Here is a 15,437-nt window from a genome sequence, read left to right on the forward strand (position 1 = left end):
GCCAGGCAGCGAAAGCCGCAGGCTGCCAGCATCGCAGTTGTGCTTCTTCCCTATTATAGCAGGTTTGTCCGACCATTTCATAACAAATTTGCCCGCCTACACCGCCAACGCAAATTTGCTTCCTTCCGCCCCCGCTCGATGCGGGGAATTTTTTTGCTGCCTGCCATCTTTAGATTGCACCGTTTCCCCTCTCTTTATGAGAAGGAAGCGACGACATGCCCTAAACGCCATTGGGCCGGCGGCCTTGCCAAAGCCAGGCGTCCGCCGCATCGAGCAGCTCCAAAAGTCCACCCTCATGCACAGGAAGCGGCGGCAGCGACGCGAGAAAGTCCGCTCGGTACGGGGCGTTCGTCAACCGGCGGTCAAGGACGAACACCACTCCCTTGTCGCGCTCGGTGCGGATGAGACGGCCGACGCCTTGCTTCAATCGGAGGACGGCCTCGGGAAGCGACAGCTCATAAAACGGATCGCCTCCCCGTGCACGAATGCGTTCGCTTTTCGCTTCCATCACCGGATCGTCCGGAGGAGCAAACGGCAAACGCGCGATGATGAGCGCATCAAGCGCATCCCCCGGCAAATCGACCCCCTCCCAAAAACCGCTCGTCCCAAACAGCACAGCGCGCTCAAACTGCAAAAACGTCCGGATGAGCTTGGCCGGACTGCCGCTTTGCACCCCTTGAGCGATCAAGACAAATGGTTCGTCCGCCTCGTCGTTTTTTAACGCCTCGACGGTCATTTTCAACAATTCGTACGATGGAAACAGCACAAGCAGCCGCCGGCCGACGCGCCGGGCGACTGCTGTGATGGCCGCCGCTGCCGCCTCGGCATACGTCTCGACCGAAACAGCGGAAGCGAGCGGCATGTCCGCCGGCACAAAGAGCGCAGCCTGTTCCTCGTAGCGAAACGGCGCCGGAAACGAGCGGCACAGCGGATAAAACTCGTCCAACCCGAGGCGCCTCGTCATATACGCGAAACGCCCGCGAACCGTAAGCGTTGCGGAAGTCAAAATGACGCTCCGCTTTTTCATAAACAGCCGGTCCGCAAAAAAATCGGCGAGGTCGACCGGCTGGGAATAAAGGCGGACGGCGTTCGCCGCCCCTTTCTCATCCGCTTCGATCCAGCGGACGGCGCTGGGATCCGTTTCCGTCAACAGCCGGACAAGCGTTGCCAGCTGTCGCTCCAACGCCGCCAAATCCGCTGCCAGCGAAGCAGGCAGCGGAGAACCATCCGCGGCGGGCGCTGACACAAGCGGCATCGCGGCACCGCATAGCGCCGCTGCCGAGTCGCGCAGACGCCAGCATAACTCCGTCGCTGCCTGCCACGTCCGGCCGCCCTCGTCAGCCGGGGAAAAACGGCAGCGGCAACGGCCGGCCCGCGCCGGCTTTTTCGCAAGCGCATAGCGGCGCAGCAAACGGAACAGCTCGTCCCCTTCAAATTGCAGCTCTTCCAAACGCCGTTGGCAGCGGGCGATCGCGTCTTCCGTCTCACCGTGCTCCGCTTCCGGCCATTTTCCAAGCGTTTGCGCTATTTTGGCCGTCAGCAGACGAAAAGACACGTAGTCAATCCGTTCGCCAAACGAACGAGCGGCAGCGTCCTCGAGCCGATGGGCCTCATCGATGACAAGATGGCGAAACGGCGGCAAAAGCGGCGAAGAAGCTGTCAAATCATGAAGCAAAAACGCGTGGTTCGTAATGACAATATTCGCCCGCTCGGCGCGTTGTTTCGCTTGGGCGAAAAAATGATGCCTCCCGCCGTCTTCCCCCTCGCCAATGGCCAGCTCTGACAACAAAAGACGGGCGCCGGACGACACATTCAATTCGTCCAAATCGCCGCTGTCTGTCTCAAGCAGCCAGACGAGCAGCTGGCACTTCAACAGCGCCGCATCGTACGTATCGCACGGTTCAGACAAAAACGAAACGAACTTGTCGAGGGAAAGGTAGTTTTGCTTCCCTTTCAAGACGGCGACCCGAAGCGGAAACGGCACGACTTGCCGCAGCACGGGCAAATCGCGGCGGATGAGCTGCTCTTGCAGCTGAAGCGTATGCGTGCTTACCACGACCCGCTCCTGGCGCTCACCGGCAAAAAAGGCGGCGGGAATCAAGTAGGCGAGCGATTTGCCGAGCCCGGTTCCCGCCTCAATGAGCGCATGCTGGGACGTCGACAGCGCCTCATAGACAAGCCGCATCATCTCCCACTGCCCTTCACGTCGTTTGTAGCCAGGAAGCGGAAGGGGCGGCGCCTGTTCATAAAAAGCAGCAAACGAGGCGGAAAGGGAATGCCGTCTGCCGTCATCCGGCTTTGGCGCCGGTTTTTTCAGCGCAATGCCGCGGTATACCGCGACCGTGTCATCCACTGGCGCTTCTTTTCGTTTTTCCGCAATGACGGCGTCCAAGAGCGAATAAATGTCGCTTTTCAAATGGCGGGCGAGGCGGCGCAGCTGTTCAAGCGTCAACAAGGGCAGGCGGTGCAGCCGTCCGAGCAGGGCAATGAACAGTTTGGCGGTCACTTCCGCATCGCTGTCCGCCTGGTGCGGGCGATCATGGCGAAGGCCGAGCTGTTTCGCCAAATCGCCAAGCTTGTAGCTTTCCGCCGACGGCAGCACGATGCGCGCAAGTTCCACCGTATCGATCGTCGGACCGGCAAACGGCGGACGCCCGGCCCGCTCGAGCTCCGCCTGCAAAAACGGCAAATCAAAATCGACGTTATGGGCGACGAAATACGCCCCCTTCATCATGGCGGCAATCTCGCCCGCTTTATCGGCAAACAGCGGCGCCTCTTCAACGGTCTGCTCGTCAATATTGGTCAGCTGTTGGATGAACGGTGGGATCGGCTGTTCAGGGTTGAAAAAGCTGGCAAACCGCGCCACGATCGAGCGGCCTTCCACCACCGCCATGCCGAGCTGGATGATCCGGTCGCCCTTTTTCGGCCCGTTTCCGGTTGTCTCCAAATCAATAATGACAAAGCGCATTGCCATAAACGATCACCTCAAAACGAAAAGGGGCGGAAAGCCCCTTTTTGACCACATTATAAAATCGTATGTGCCGGCTCTTCGGCGATAAGCTGCGCGATCCGGTTGTGTTCGTCCATAATGGCGATTTTCGGACGATGCGCGGCGACTTTTTCTTCCGGAACGAGCGCATACGAAATTACGATGATGATATCCCCTTTTTGCACGAGGCGGGCGGCCGCGCCGTTTAGGCAAAAGACGCCGCTGCCGCGCTCCCCGGGGATGATATACGTTTCAAAGCGGGCTCCATTATTATTGTTGACCACCTGCACTTTTTCATTAGCCACCATGCCGACGGCGTCCAAAATATCTTCATCGATGGTAATGCTGCCGACGTAATCCAGGTTCGCTTCCGTCACACGGGCGCGATGAATTTTGGCGTTCATGAGCGTACGAAACATGGACGATCCCCCCTTTACTCCCCTCGCCTGTCCGCTGCAGGCAACTCGACCATGATGTTATCGATCAAGCGGGCGCCCGCAAACCGGACGGCAACCGCAATGAGCACCGTTCCGGCGAGCGCCGAAAGCGGCGTTAAATCGGGATATGAGCATACTTCAACATAATCGATTTCCGCATGCGTATGCGCCTCAATATGCTCCCGCACGAGGCGGCGGATGGCTTCCGCGTTCCGCTCCCCGCGGTCAACAGCCGCTGCTGCGGCCTTAAGCGCCTCGTAGAGCGCCGGCGCTTCCTTTCGCTCCTGCGGCGATAAATAAACGTTGCGCGAGCTTTTCGCCAGCCCGTCGGTCTCGCGCACCGTCGGCACCGGCACGAGCTCGATCGGAAAATTAAAGTCGCGGATTAAGCCGGCGACAACGGCCACCTGCTGGGCGTCTTTCATCCCGAAATAGGCGCGGTCCGGCATGACGATATTGAACAGCTTAATGAGCACGGTCGCCACGCCGTCGAAATGACCGGGCCGCGACCGTCCGCACAGCACGTCGGCGCGCGCTTGAACGATCGCTCGTACGGTAAGCGGCTCCGGATACATCTCGTCCGCTTCCGGATGGAACAAGACGTCGACTCCATGCTGTTCGGCGATGCGCCGGTCGCGCTCAAAATCGCGCGGGTAGCGGGCAAAATCTTCGTTCGGTCCAAACTGAAGCGGGTTGACAAAAATGCTGAGCACAACGATATCGTTCTCTTCGCGCGCCCGGTCGATGAGCGCGGCGTGCCCATCGTGCAAATAGCCCATCGTCGGGACGAACCCAATCGTTTTTCCTTCGCGGCGATATTGGCGCATCAACGCCTGCATTGTCGCAATGCGGTCGACAACGATCATCATTGCTTTCCTCCGTATAACGCCACCCATTCTTCTTCCTTCATGGTAAACGCGTGCGCCGGCTCTGGAAACTGTCGCAGTTTGACATCGGCGACATAGTTGGCCAATGCCTGGACGACGGCATCTTGAATGACGGCGTATTGTTTGACAAACTTCGGCACACGGTCAACACCGTAGCCGAGCACATCATGATACACGAGCACTTGGCCGTCCACCTCGGCCCCGGCGCCGATGCCGATGACAGGAATATGAAGCTCCCGGGCAATGGCGGCGCCAAGCTGCCTTGGCACGCATTCGAGCACCAAGGCGATCGCGCCCGCTTGTTCGCACTGTTTCGCATCATCCATAAGCTTTTTGGCGCTTTCCGCATCTTTGCCTTGCACTTTGTAGCCGCCGAGGACGCCGACCGACTGCGGTGTCAGCCCGAGGTGGGCGACGACCGGCACGCCGGCTTTCGTCAGCGCGGCGATGACGCCGGTAACTTCATCGGCTCCTTCCACTTTGACGGCGTTCGCCCCCGACTGCTGCATGATGCGCCGGGCGTTTTGCAGCGCCTCTTCTTTGGACGCATGGTACGACATAAACGGCATATCGGTGACAATAAACGTGTGCGGCGCACCGCGGCGAACCGCCTTCGTATGATGAATCATGTCCTCAACCGTCACCGGAATCGTCGAGTCATAGCCGAGCACGACCATGCCGAGCGAGTCGCCGACCAAAATCATGTCCACCCCGGCTTGCTCCGCGAGCTTGGCCGATGGAAAATCATAGGCGGTCACCATGACGATGGGCTCGCCTGTCTGTTTCATGCGAAAAAAATCCGTTTTCGTCTTCACATTGACTCCCTCCCCTTTTGTTGCAGAGGAGGTGACGCGACCGAAACAAAACGTCCTTCTTCCCCGCCTTGAGAAAGAAGGACGCCATAAACCGCCGTCGGTTTCGTTCACCCCTCTGTCCCAGTCCTTCGAGTAAGGATCAAGGCAGATCGTCTCAACCATTTATTCATGTTGCCAGCCTCGGTGCAGCTCTTTCTTGACAAAGATACTGCCCTTTCCTCGCCTTGTATTTTAACAAAATTGTCACAATTTTTCTAGTGGTAATTTACAACTGAATATCGGCTGAGTGAATATAATGGGTGTTTTGCTCCTCATCTTCGAGAATGAGCAGCCCGTCTTCGGTGATGCCGCGGGCGATGCCGCGAATCGTGCCGCCCAGCGTTCTTGCCGTCACCGGCTTGCCGATCGAAACCGCATACCCTTCCCAAAGAAGCTTGATGGAGCGGAAGCCGTGCGCCAAATATTGCTTATACAGCCGCTCGATGCGGAGCAAAATTTCTTGAATGAGCGGCGCACGCTTGATGCGTTCGCCTTTTTCAATGGCAAGCGACGTGGCGATGGCGCGAATGTCCTCGGGAAATTGTTCCGCTGTTTGATTGACGTTAATGCCGATGCCGACGATGACCGAGTGGACGCGGTCGGGATCGGCCTGCAGCTCGGTTAAAATGCCGACGCCTTTTTTGCCGTGAAGCAAAATGTCGTTCGGCCATTTAATATCCGGGACAAGCCCGGTCACTTCTTGAATGGCTTGGCTAATGGCCACCGCCACAAGCAGCGTCAATTGCGGCGCCCGCTGCGGGGGGATGGGCGGGCGCAAAATAAGGCTCATCCAAATGCCGGTTCCTTTCGGAGAAAACCATTTCCGATCGAGGCGCCCGCGGCCGGCTTTTTGCTCTTCCGCGACGACCAGCGTCCCCTCCGGCGCCCCTTCGTACGCCAGCTTGGCGGCGATGCGCTGCGTGGAATCGACTTCCTCGAAAAAATGGATCGTATGGCCGAGCGTTTCCGTTTTCAGGCCGAGCTGGATTTCATTCGCCGTCACCTTATCCGGCGTGCTTACGATCCGATAGCCAAGGCGGCGCACCGCTTCGAGTTCAAAGCCTTCTTTGCGCAGCTCCTCGATGTGTTTCCATACGGCCGCCCGCGAACAGCCGAGCCGTTCGCTGATTTTTTGTCCCGACAAAAACTCGCCGTTCGCTTCGGCAAACAGCTCTAACAGTTTTTTTCGCGTGTCCGATTGCGCTCCATGAGCCATGCGTAAATCCGCTCCTTCTCGTTCTCGACTTCTCCGTTGACGACCGCCCGCCATATGGCGTCCAGCGCCTCTTTCACCCACGGGCCGGCCGGTTTCCCGACCCACTCGATCACGTCTTTTCCGTTGACCGCCAGCTCCCCTTTCGTTTTGATCGGCAAGGAGGCAAAGCGGCGGCGCAGTTTCTCATGCCATGGCCCAGGCGGCGCGCCGGTGAAGGCGGCGCGCACCGCTTCAACCGATAGCGCTCGCTCGAGGCCGGCGGAAAACAGCTGTTCGTTCGTCCATGCTTCCGGCCGTGGAATGTCAGCCAACGCCGTCAAAATGGCGCCCGCTTCGTCGACCACTTTGTTCGGGAGCTTCCACGCGCGCAAAAACGGCCGGCTTTCCTGCACACCAAGCGCATGGCACAAAAGCGCCCACCGTTCTTCGCGCGCGGCAAGCCATGGCCAACGATAAGCCGCCGCCAGACGCAGTTGCTTCTCTTTCCCTGCCAAACCAGGCAAGTAAGCGTTCAATCCGGTTTCGGCCAACAGCGGCAGCGCCCTGGCGGCAAACGGACCGCCGAGCAGCTTTTCCATCTCCATCGTCATCCGCTCGACTGAAATGTGGGCCAAAAGCGGAGCGTTTTGGACGATCGCCTGTTCCGTATCCGGCGCAAGCGCAAATCCGAGCTGGCTGACAAAGCGAACGGCCCGCATCATGCGAAGCGCATCTTCACGAAACCGCTTTTCCGCCTCTCCGACGGTGCGAATGATTCGCCGGCGAATCGCCTCTCGCCCTCCAAACGGATCAATGATAGTCCCATATTCGTCCATGGCGATGGCATTCATCGTAAAATCGCGCCGTTTTAAGTCTTCCTCAAGCGAGCGGACAAACGTCACCGACTCCGGACGGCGGTAGTCCTCATAGTCGCCGTCCGTGCGAAATGTTGTCACTTCATACGCTTTTCCTTTATGGACAACGACGACCGTGCCGTGTTTCGAGCCGACATCGATCGTCTTTGGAAAAATCGCCATAACGTCTTCCGGCAAGGCGCTTGTCGCAATATCCACATCGCCGATCGGGCGTCCAAGCAGCAAATCACGCACCGCTCCGCCGACGAAATAGGCGTCATAGCCATGCTGTTTCAGCTGTTGAATGATGCCGAGCGCCTCTTGAAACGGCGGTTTCATCATTTCACCTTCCTTGCGGCGAGCGAAATGTACAGCTGTTCATATTGCCCGACGATGTCGGACGAACGAAACTTTTGCTCGACCGTTTGCACGGCCTGGCGCGCCATCTCTTGATGAAGGCGGCGGTCGGTCAGCAGCATAAGCGTCCGCCGAGCCGCTTCTTCAACATCGCCAAGCGGGCATAAAAACCCGGTTTTCCCATCCTCAATCACTTCCGGAATCCCGCCGATGGCGGTGCCGATGCACGGAACGCCGCACGCCATCGCTTCAAGCAATACGAGCCCGAAGCTTTCTTTTTCCGACAAGAGCATCATCACATCGCTGATCGAGTACAGCTCTTCGAGTTTGTCCTGTTTCCCCAAAAATCGGACATCGCCGTTGAGCCCGAGCTCTTTGACAAGCCGGCAGACGACGGTCATTTCCGGGCCGTCGCCGACAAGCAAGAGCTTGGCCGGCATATGGCGGCGGACGATGGCAAACGCCCGCACGACATCGGGCACGCGCTTCACTTTCCGAAAGTTGGAGACATGGATCACGACCTTTTCCTGTTCACTGATGCCGTATTCCCGCCGCAAATGGCCGGCCTCCCGACGGCGGTACACGCGTTCGTCGACAAAGTTGTACACCGTATAGATCGGTTTTTGCACATCGAGCAGCTCGTACGTCTGCCGCACGAGGGCGTCAGACACCGCGGTGACGATATCGGACTGCTCAATGCCGAACTTGATCATGTCAGACAGCGACGGATCATAACCCAAGACGGTAATATCGGTGCCGTGCAGCGTCGTGACGATCGGCAGCTCGCCGACCATTTGCCGCGCCAGCACGGCGCAAACGGCGTGCGGGACGGCGTAATGGGCATGAAGCACATCGAGCCGTTCGCGCTTGGCCACCGCCGCGATTTTGTTGGCAAGGGCCAAATCGTACGGCGGATACTGAAAGACCGAATACTGATTGACGTTCACTTCATGGTAATAAATGTTTCCATATACTTTGTTCAACCGAAACGGCATGCTCGAGGAAATAAAATGGATCTCATGCCCTTTTTCGGCCAGCAGCTTGCCGAGCTCGGTGGCAACGACCCCTGAGCCTCCGACTGTCGGATAACAAACAATCCCGATTTTCAGCTTCATCGCGCCCCCTCGAATAAATCAAAAAGATGAATTGGCGTTTTGGACAAAAACCCTTCGGCATAGGCGGCGCCAATTTGCTGGCCAAACCAACGCTCGCGGCTTTCCACCGTCTCGATGTAGCCGTTTGTCAGCGGCGTGTCCACCGAACCGGGCCGCTTTTCAAATTGGCTTTCATACGCGCGCAGGCTCGCCAGCTTGTCGCCGACCGTCTCGCTAATATCGATCAGAAAATGCGGCCGTTCAAACGCATTGATCATGTAATAATACATAGCGCGGACGCGGTGGGCGTCGCCAAGCTCCCCAGCGCCGTAGCGGCGGATGCCGGCAGAAAAGACCGCCTCCTCGACAAGGCGGGCGCATTGCCCATGGTCGGGATGACGGTCGACCCAATACGGAGCAAAGACGACGCGCGGGCGGTAGCGGCGGATGACCGACACGATGCGGCGAATCGCCTCTTCCCCGATCAAAAGGCCGCGGTCCGGCAGCCCGAGGTTGAGGCGAAGCGCCACGCCAAGCCGCCGGGCCGCCTCGGCCGCCTCTTTCTGCCGCTCGTCGACCGTGCCGTTGGACGACAGCTCCGCCTTCGTCAAATCGCAAATGATCACCCGAAAACCGCGGCGCGTGTATTTGGCGATCGTTCCGCCCATGCCGATTTCAACATCATCCGGATGGGCGCCAAACGCCAATAAATCACACGTTTCCGTCATCGCTGTCACCTTTCTGTTTTCGATTCCTCCCCGCCTTTTGTTCGGCCGCGCACAATGCTGCGCCATGCCAAATCGCCGCGCTCCAACGCACGGATGAGCAGCTCGGCCGTACCGATGTTCGTCGCCAACGGCACGGCATAGACGTCGCAAAGGCGCATCAACGCGCTGATGTCCGGCTCGTGCGGCTGGGCGGTCAGCGGGTCGCGGAAAAAAATGACGAGGTCCATTTCATTGCGGGCGATCATCGCCCCAATTTCTTGGTCGCCCCCGTACGGTCCGGACTGGAAGCGGTGGACGGCAAGGCCGGTCGCCTCCTGAATGCGCAGCCCGGTCGTGCCGGTGGCATACAGTTCATGGTTGGCCAACACGGGCGCATAGGCGGTCGCAAAGGCGACCATGTCCGCTTTTTTCTTGTCGTGGGCAATCAAGGCGATTTTCACGTTTCCCTCTCCCCCGTTTGCGCAAGCCGCGCTATTCTAAAATATGTTCAAGCCCATACACAAGCGTATGTAAATGCATGACCGTCTCGACGGCAAGCTTCACCCCGGACATAAATGAACTCCGATGAAACGAGTCATGGCGGATCGTCAACGTCTGACCGTCGCCGCCAAAAATGACTTCTTGATGGGCGACAAACCCCGGCAGGCGGACGCTGTGGATCGGAATGCCGTCGTACGCGGCTCCGCGCGCCCCTTCAAGCGTTTCTTTTTCGTCCGGATGACCTTGCTTTTTCGACGGACGGACCTCGGCGATGAGCTGCGCCGTTTTCAACGCCGTTCCGGACGGAGCATCCAGCTTTTGGTCATGGTGCAGCTCGATAATTTCTACATCCGTGAAATATTTGGCCGCCATGCGGGCGAATTTCATCATCAGCACCGCGCCGATGGCAAAGTTGGGCGCGATGATGGCGCCGATGTTGTTCGCCTCAGCGAGTTCGGTCAGCCGCTCGATCTCTTCCGGCGTGAATCCCGTCGTGCCGACAACCGGACGAACGCCGTAACGCAGCGCCAGCTCCGCATGCCGCTTTCCAACTTCCGGCGTCGTCAAATCGATGAGCACATCCGGCTTCACCTCGACAAAGCAACGGGCGGCATCGGTGTAAATGGGGGCATTGACGCCGGCAAACCCTTCGATGTCAGCCAAATTTTGGCCATCATAGCGGCGGTCAATGACCGCAGCCAGCTCGAAATGATCTGTTTTTTGCACGAGCGCCACCGCCTCGCGGCCCATGCGGCCGCGCGGCCCCGCGATGACGATGCGAATCGTCATGATTCTTCCTCCTTCCGCGTCCAGCGGTCGCGGTCGCGGGTGCGAAACTTGTCCATCACCCGATCGTGCGCCGCCTGCAAATCAATGCCGAGCGAATTGGCAAAACAAATGAGCACAAACAGCAAATCGCCCAGCTCTTCTTCCACCGTTTTTTCTTGTTCAGTCGCTTTTTTCGGCTTTTCGCCGTAGTAGTGGTTCACTTCACGCGCCAGTTCGCCGAGCTCTTCGGTCAGCCGCGCCAGCATGGCGAGCGGGCTGAAATAGCCTTCCTTAAACTGACTGATGTATTCGTCTACTTCACGCTGCATCTGTTTCATCGTTTTCTCCTGCATGGCCATCACCTCGCCTGTTTCCATGTTAACGAAAAGCAGCGCATTTGACAAATGTTTTCGCCTTGTGCCAAATCATCGCGCTTCCGGCCATCATTGCCTGGGCGGACAAGTTCCTCTATAATGAAGACGCCGACTATTTTTGCGGACGGAGGGACGATATGGTTTTCGGCTTAAAGATCAAAAACAGTTTGTTTATTTTGCTCGGCGCTGCCATTTTTGCCTTTGGGCTCGTCCATTTCAACATGCAAAACAACTTGGCGGAAGGCGGCTTCACCGGCATTACGCTTCTTCTTTATTTTTTGTTTGGTTTTGATCCGGCCATCACCAACCTGGCGCTCAATATTCCGCTCTTTTTGATCGGTTGGAGGTTGCTCGGCCGCCAGACGTTTCTTTATACTGTCATCGGCACGGTCGCGGTTTCCATTTTTTTATCGATCTTCCAACGCTACATGATCCATATGCCGCTCCGTCACGACATGACGCTGGCAGCGCTGTTTGCCGGCGTGTTTATCGGCGTCGGCCTCGGCATTATTTTCCGCTACGGCGGCACAACCGGCGGCGTCGACATTATCGCCCGCCTCGTCCATAAATACAAAGGCATCAGCATGGGCAAAACGATGTTCGTCTTTGACGCCACCGTCATTACGTTGTCGCTTCTTCTTTATTTGTCATATCGTGAAGCGATGTATACGTTAGTCGCCGTCTTTATCGCCGCCCGCGTCATCGACTTTATGCAAGAAGGCGGCTATGCGGCGAAGGGAGCGACAATCATTTCGGAAAAAAGCGAGGAGATCGCCGATCGCATTTTGACGGATATGGAGCGCGGCGTCACTGTGCTCAAAGGGCGCGGCTCGTATACGAAACGCGACCGTGACGTGCTGTATTGCGTCGTGGCCAAAAACGAATTGCCCCGCCTCAAAAGCGTCATTATGTCCGTCGATCCGCACGCCTTTGTCGCGGTCACCGATGTGCACGACGTGCTCGGCGAAGGGTTTACGCTCGATGAGCACAAGCGGCCGCTGGAGCAATAAGGACTGAGTCCCTGTCCTCAACATCTCGGGGCATGCCCGGCTTGCCAGGTGCCGCGCAGCCGTCAAAATAAAAAAGAGGGGGAAACCATTCCCCCTCTTGAAAGCAAGCCGGCTCCTATTCTTCCGGCTGCCGCGCCCGCTTCGCCTCTTTTTCTCCTCTGTACTTCCGCCAGCCGACATACGTCAACGTTAAGACGATCATTCCACCGGTCGAAATCATGACCCAAATGAGCGACGGGTCGGCTTCGTCCTTTTTCACCCCGTCAAACAACGCTTCTATATTGCGGCGCGCGGCAGCAAGCTGCTCGCGCTGCTCGCTTTGGCCAAGCCGCCAAAACGAAGCGCCTTGCAGCACTTCGAGGTCATGGTCGACCTTTTTCGCTTCTTCCGGCGGCACATCGATTTTCACGCTCGGCTCAATCAAGGCATAGCGATCCATAAACCGGCGAAGGGCAGCCGCATACGCCTTCCTCTCTCCGCGCTCCGCCGCCTGTTCCATCACGGCAAACGCCTCCATGACGGCGGGTTCCATCTCGGACCAGAGCGGTTGATAGGTGGAGTGAACAGCATCGACGACAAGGCGGAACTGTGTAAGAGCAGCGACCTTGTCCTCGTCTGGAATCGGCGCTGTCATGGCTTTGACGGCATGTTCGTGCGTGACAGTCACCGCCCGCAGCTCATCGGCCGTTTTCAACCGTTTTTTCGCCTCAAGGGCAAAAAATCGTTCAGAAAAATAGAGGAGCACCTCTTTTGCTTCGGCAAAACGCTCGTTTTTCCCTAACTGCAGCGCCTCGTCGGAAATATCGTCCAGCTGCTCCCAACCGCTTGGTCGTCCGGCCGCGCCAACGAGCGCTGGCCATAAAAAGATAAACGATAACAACATGGCCAGCCCGATTCGTTTCATCATCGTCCCTCCCTCATTCATTACTACAATGTATGAAGGAGTGGACAAGAGTAGACCAAGGAACCGCCATCAAGACGCGGCTGAATTTTCTATTCCGCTTTCGGACGGAAATCGATGCGGCCGCCTGGCAAAAACGGCTGCCGCCGCACGCGGATGCCAAGCCAATACGCAGCGGCAATAGAAGCCATGCTCAACCAAAAGGTAAAATAGCCAATTTGATCGGCGTGTCGTTCCAACATATGGTAACGAGGCATCATGCCAAACACGTAATCGATGACATCGTTATGCAGCGTCCAAACCGCCGCCAAGGCGAGATGGACGGAGCGAAACCGATAAAACGAAGCGTACAGTGCGCCTTCGACCGCCATCGCCCCGTGCGACACAACGAGCATCCAGCCAGCCCAATCGAGCGTCCCCGTGACGCGCCAAACGAGCACATTCATGACGACGGCCCAAATCCCGTATTTGACAAGCGTCACCAACGCGAGCGCCTCAAACAGCGGCGAGGACCGGCCCAGCAGCCAGGCGGCGAGGACGAGCACAAAAAAAAGGCTTGCCGTCGGGCTGTCGGGAACAAACGGCAAAAAGACGGGCGGCGTGTCCGCAAGTTGATAGCGGTACCAATAATAGCCGTAAACAGTGCCGGCGGCATTCACGAACAACAGCAGCCAAACAACCGGCCGGGCGGCCAATATTGCATAAAGCCATGCCATCGTCTGCACCTCATCTCGATTCAATGTGGGCACGAAAAAAGCTGACTAACACAAGTCAGCTTTTTCGTGCCGAAACGATTATTCCGCTTTTAAGCCGGCGATGAATTCCGCCATTTTTTTCAGCTCTTCATCCGTGCCTTTGAAAATGCCGGCCGGCATGCTGCCTTTCCCTTCTTTGGCGATCTTCGCGATCTCTTCCGGCGTCAAGCCGGTGCCGATGAGCGACGGGCCGGCGCCGCCGGACAAGTTTTGTCCGTGGCACGATGTACACGTATTCGCCTGAGCGATTTTATAGCCTTCCGCGTTCGTATCAATTTCGACTTCCGCGCGAATTTTCCCTTGCTCAGCTGCTTTTTTCCAGTCATGCGTGACGACCGACTCCCACGTCAAATAAACAATAGAAGCGAGCGCCAACAACATCATGCCGGTTGCCACCGGGCGCTTCCAAGGACGGCGCTCCGGACCGCGATCCAAAAACGGCGCCAGCAGCAAAGCAGCAAACGCCAGCCCCGGCATGACGATCGCACCGATAACCGTATACGGACCGGATGCATACGAATATTTGAGCAATTGGTATAAGAACAAGAAATACCAGTCAGGCAGCGGTATATACGTCGTGTCCGTCGGGTCGGCGATCCGCTCAAGCGGCGACGGGTGGGCGACCGTCAAGCTTAAAAAACCGACGAGAAAGACCGAACCGACAAGCCATTCCTTCAAGAGGAAGTTCGGCCAAAACACTTCCGTTTTCCCGGGGTACTCTGAATAGTCCTTCGGAATATTCGGTTTTCTTACCGCGGGAATACGGGAATCGCCGACAAATTTCATTCCTTTTCCGCGATGCATTGCGTGATTCCCTCCCTCTAGAAATGTTGATTTATCAAGGCTTTTCGGCCTCTCAGGGGTGTCCAAAAAATATTTTTCGACAAAATCCCTTACATCCTTTTTCAGTTTTGTGGATATCTTACAGACCTAGGGTGCGCTTCGCGGCCACGGCTGGGGATATTTTCCTTCCGTGGGGGAAGCGTATTCGATGCACCCTTTGGATCTCCGCGTCGCTGATGAGGACGAACCCTCCCATGTCTCCGGGCGTCTTCGCGCCAACATTCCCTCGTTCGGTCTCGTCATCAGGCGGAGGCCGGCCAAGCTCCTTTGGGGACTCAAGGTCGAATGGATAAAATCACGCCAGCTTCTCCGGTGTCATCTGGTTGTCCAACGATTCTTCCGTTCGCAGGGGGAGGCCTTAGGCCGCCCGTTGCACTTGGGACAAGACGTCCTGCTTCATTCGCTCCGCGTCAAACGCTTGTTTCTTCGTACAAATCGCAAACAGCACATTCAACAGCTTCCGGCACAAGGCGACGATGGATTGCTTTCCGCTCAGCGGGTTGACGGGGCGGGTCGTGTAATATTCATGCAGCTCGCGAAACGCCTCGTTGTGCCGGATCAGCGGAATCACCGCCCGAAACAGCACCGAGCGCAGCCGTTTCCGTCCCCGTTTGGAGATGTGCTTTTGCCCTTTGCGCTGGCCGGAGGAGTTCTCCTTGAGCGTCAGGCCCGCCAACTTCACCAATTGGCGCGGGTCCCGATAATGGGCGAAGCTGCCGATCTCCGCCAACAGATCGATAATCGTGGCGTCTCCCAACCCGTCGACCGTTTTCAGCCATTGATACTCCATCGTCGTTTGAACCAATGCCTTCAACTCGGCGTCCAACGCGGCGATCTCAGCCTCCAATTGGCGGTATCGGCGGACGAGCGCGGCGATCTCAAACCGGGCCATCGTCGTCCCTTCCGTCACC

16 protein-coding genes are annotated in these 15,437 nt (G+C 57.4%); 1 reads left to right on the forward strand and 15 read right to left on the reverse strand.

The window, feature by feature from the left end; genetic code table 11:
- Positions 1-220: 220 nt before the first annotated feature.
- From dinG to ETC02_RS12660, 11 genes are all read right to left on the reverse strand, one after another.
- The gene (gene dinG, locus ETC02_RS12610; protein WP_171698305.1) at positions 221-2,974 is read right to left on the reverse strand and encodes an ATP-dependent DNA helicase DinG; all 2,754 of its coding nucleotides are present in this window, start codon (positions 2,972-2,974) and stop codon (positions 221-223) included.
- Positions 2,975-3,024: 50 nt separating this feature from the next.
- Positions 3,025-3,408 (reverse strand): aspartate 1-decarboxylase, encoded by a 384-nt coding sequence (gene panD / locus ETC02_RS12615; RefSeq protein WP_033010095.1) that lies wholly within the window; start codon positions 3,406-3,408, stop codon positions 3,025-3,027.
- A gap of 14 nt (positions 3,409-3,422) precedes the next feature.
- The gene (gene panC / locus ETC02_RS12620) at positions 3,423-4,292 is read right to left on the reverse strand and encodes a pantoate--beta-alanine ligase (RefSeq protein WP_044742805.1); all 870 of its coding nucleotides are present in this window, start codon (positions 4,290-4,292) and stop codon (positions 3,423-3,425) included.
- Complete coding sequence (panB, locus tag ETC02_RS12625; RefSeq protein WP_171698306.1) at positions 4,292-5,128, reverse strand: 3-methyl-2-oxobutanoate hydroxymethyltransferase; 837 nt, start codon at positions 5,126-5,128, stop codon at positions 4,292-4,294. Before panB ends, panC begins: the two co-directional genes overlap by 1 nt.
- Before the next feature lie 265 nt (positions 5,129-5,393).
- Complete coding sequence (locus ETC02_RS12630) at positions 5,394-6,383, reverse strand: bifunctional biotin--[acetyl-CoA-carboxylase] synthetase/biotin operon repressor (RefSeq protein ID WP_044742801.1); 990 nt, start codon at positions 6,381-6,383, stop codon at positions 5,394-5,396.
- Positions 6,341-7,555: a CCA tRNA nucleotidyltransferase gene (locus tag ETC02_RS12635; protein ID WP_171698307.1), complete on the reverse strand. Its 1,215-nt coding sequence runs from the start codon at positions 7,553-7,555 to the stop codon at positions 6,341-6,343. The genes ETC02_RS12630 and ETC02_RS12635 overlap by 43 nt, the downstream gene beginning before the upstream one ends.
- A complete protein-coding gene (bshA, locus tag ETC02_RS12640; protein ID WP_171698308.1) occupies positions 7,555-8,688 on the reverse strand; it encodes an N-acetyl-alpha-D-glucosaminyl L-malate synthase BshA in 1,134 nt (377 codons plus the stop codon). Before bshA ends, ETC02_RS12635 begins: the two co-directional genes overlap by 1 nt.
- Complete coding sequence (gene bshB1, locus ETC02_RS12645) at positions 8,685-9,395, reverse strand: bacillithiol biosynthesis deacetylase BshB1 (protein WP_044742806.1); 711 nt, start codon at positions 9,393-9,395, stop codon at positions 8,685-8,687. The genes bshA and bshB1 overlap by 4 nt, the downstream gene beginning before the upstream one ends.
- A 5-nt stretch (positions 9,396-9,400) precedes the next feature.
- Positions 9,401-9,835, reverse strand: coding sequence for a methylglyoxal synthase (gene mgsA, locus ETC02_RS12650; protein ID WP_033010087.1), 435 nt, complete (start codon positions 9,833-9,835; stop codon positions 9,401-9,403).
- Between the two features lie 31 nt (positions 9,836-9,866).
- Positions 9,867-10,664, reverse strand: a complete 798-nt coding sequence (dapB, locus tag ETC02_RS12655) for a 4-hydroxy-tetrahydrodipicolinate reductase (protein ID WP_033014017.1) — start codon at positions 10,662-10,664, stop codon at positions 9,867-9,869.
- Positions 10,661-10,996, reverse strand: a complete 336-nt coding sequence (locus ETC02_RS12660) for a nucleotide pyrophosphohydrolase (RefSeq protein WP_033010114.1) — start codon at positions 10,994-10,996, stop codon at positions 10,661-10,663. Before ETC02_RS12660 ends, dapB begins: the two co-directional genes overlap by 4 nt.
- Before the next feature lie 158 nt (positions 10,997-11,154).
- Between ETC02_RS12660 and ETC02_RS12665 the strand changes: the two genes are divergently transcribed.
- A complete protein-coding gene (locus ETC02_RS12665; RefSeq protein WP_063210411.1) occupies positions 11,155-12,027 on the forward strand; it encodes a YitT family protein in 873 nt (290 codons plus the stop codon).
- Positions 12,028-12,142: 115 nt separating this feature from the next.
- On the opposite strand, the gene ypjB is transcribed toward ETC02_RS12665, so the two are convergent.
- From ypjB to ETC02_RS12685, 4 genes are all read right to left on the reverse strand, one after another.
- Positions 12,143-12,931 (reverse strand): sporulation protein YpjB, encoded by a 789-nt coding sequence (gene ypjB, locus ETC02_RS12670; protein WP_063330392.1) that lies wholly within the window; start codon positions 12,929-12,931, stop codon positions 12,143-12,145.
- Between the two features lie 89 nt (positions 12,932-13,020).
- The gene (gene lhaT, locus ETC02_RS12675) at positions 13,021-13,644 is read right to left on the reverse strand and encodes a lipoprotein heptaprenylglyceryl N-acetyltransferase LhaT (RefSeq protein ID WP_171698309.1); all 624 of its coding nucleotides are present in this window, start codon (positions 13,642-13,644) and stop codon (positions 13,021-13,023) included.
- Positions 13,645-13,722: 78 nt separating this feature from the next.
- Entirely contained in the window at positions 13,723-14,487 is a 765-nt protein-coding gene (locus tag ETC02_RS12680; RefSeq protein WP_171698310.1) for a menaquinol-cytochrome c reductase cytochrome b/c subunit, read from the reverse strand.
- Between the two features lie 397 nt (positions 14,488-14,884).
- On the reverse strand, positions 14,885-15,437 hold a 553-nt coding region (locus ETC02_RS12685; protein ID WP_171698311.1), incomplete at its 5' end, for a transposase.

The organism is Geobacillus sp. DSP4a (assembly GCF_013096875.1).
In the GTDB taxonomy this organism is placed as follows: Bacteria; Bacillota; Bacilli; order Bacillales; family Anoxybacillaceae; genus Geobacillus; species Geobacillus thermophilus.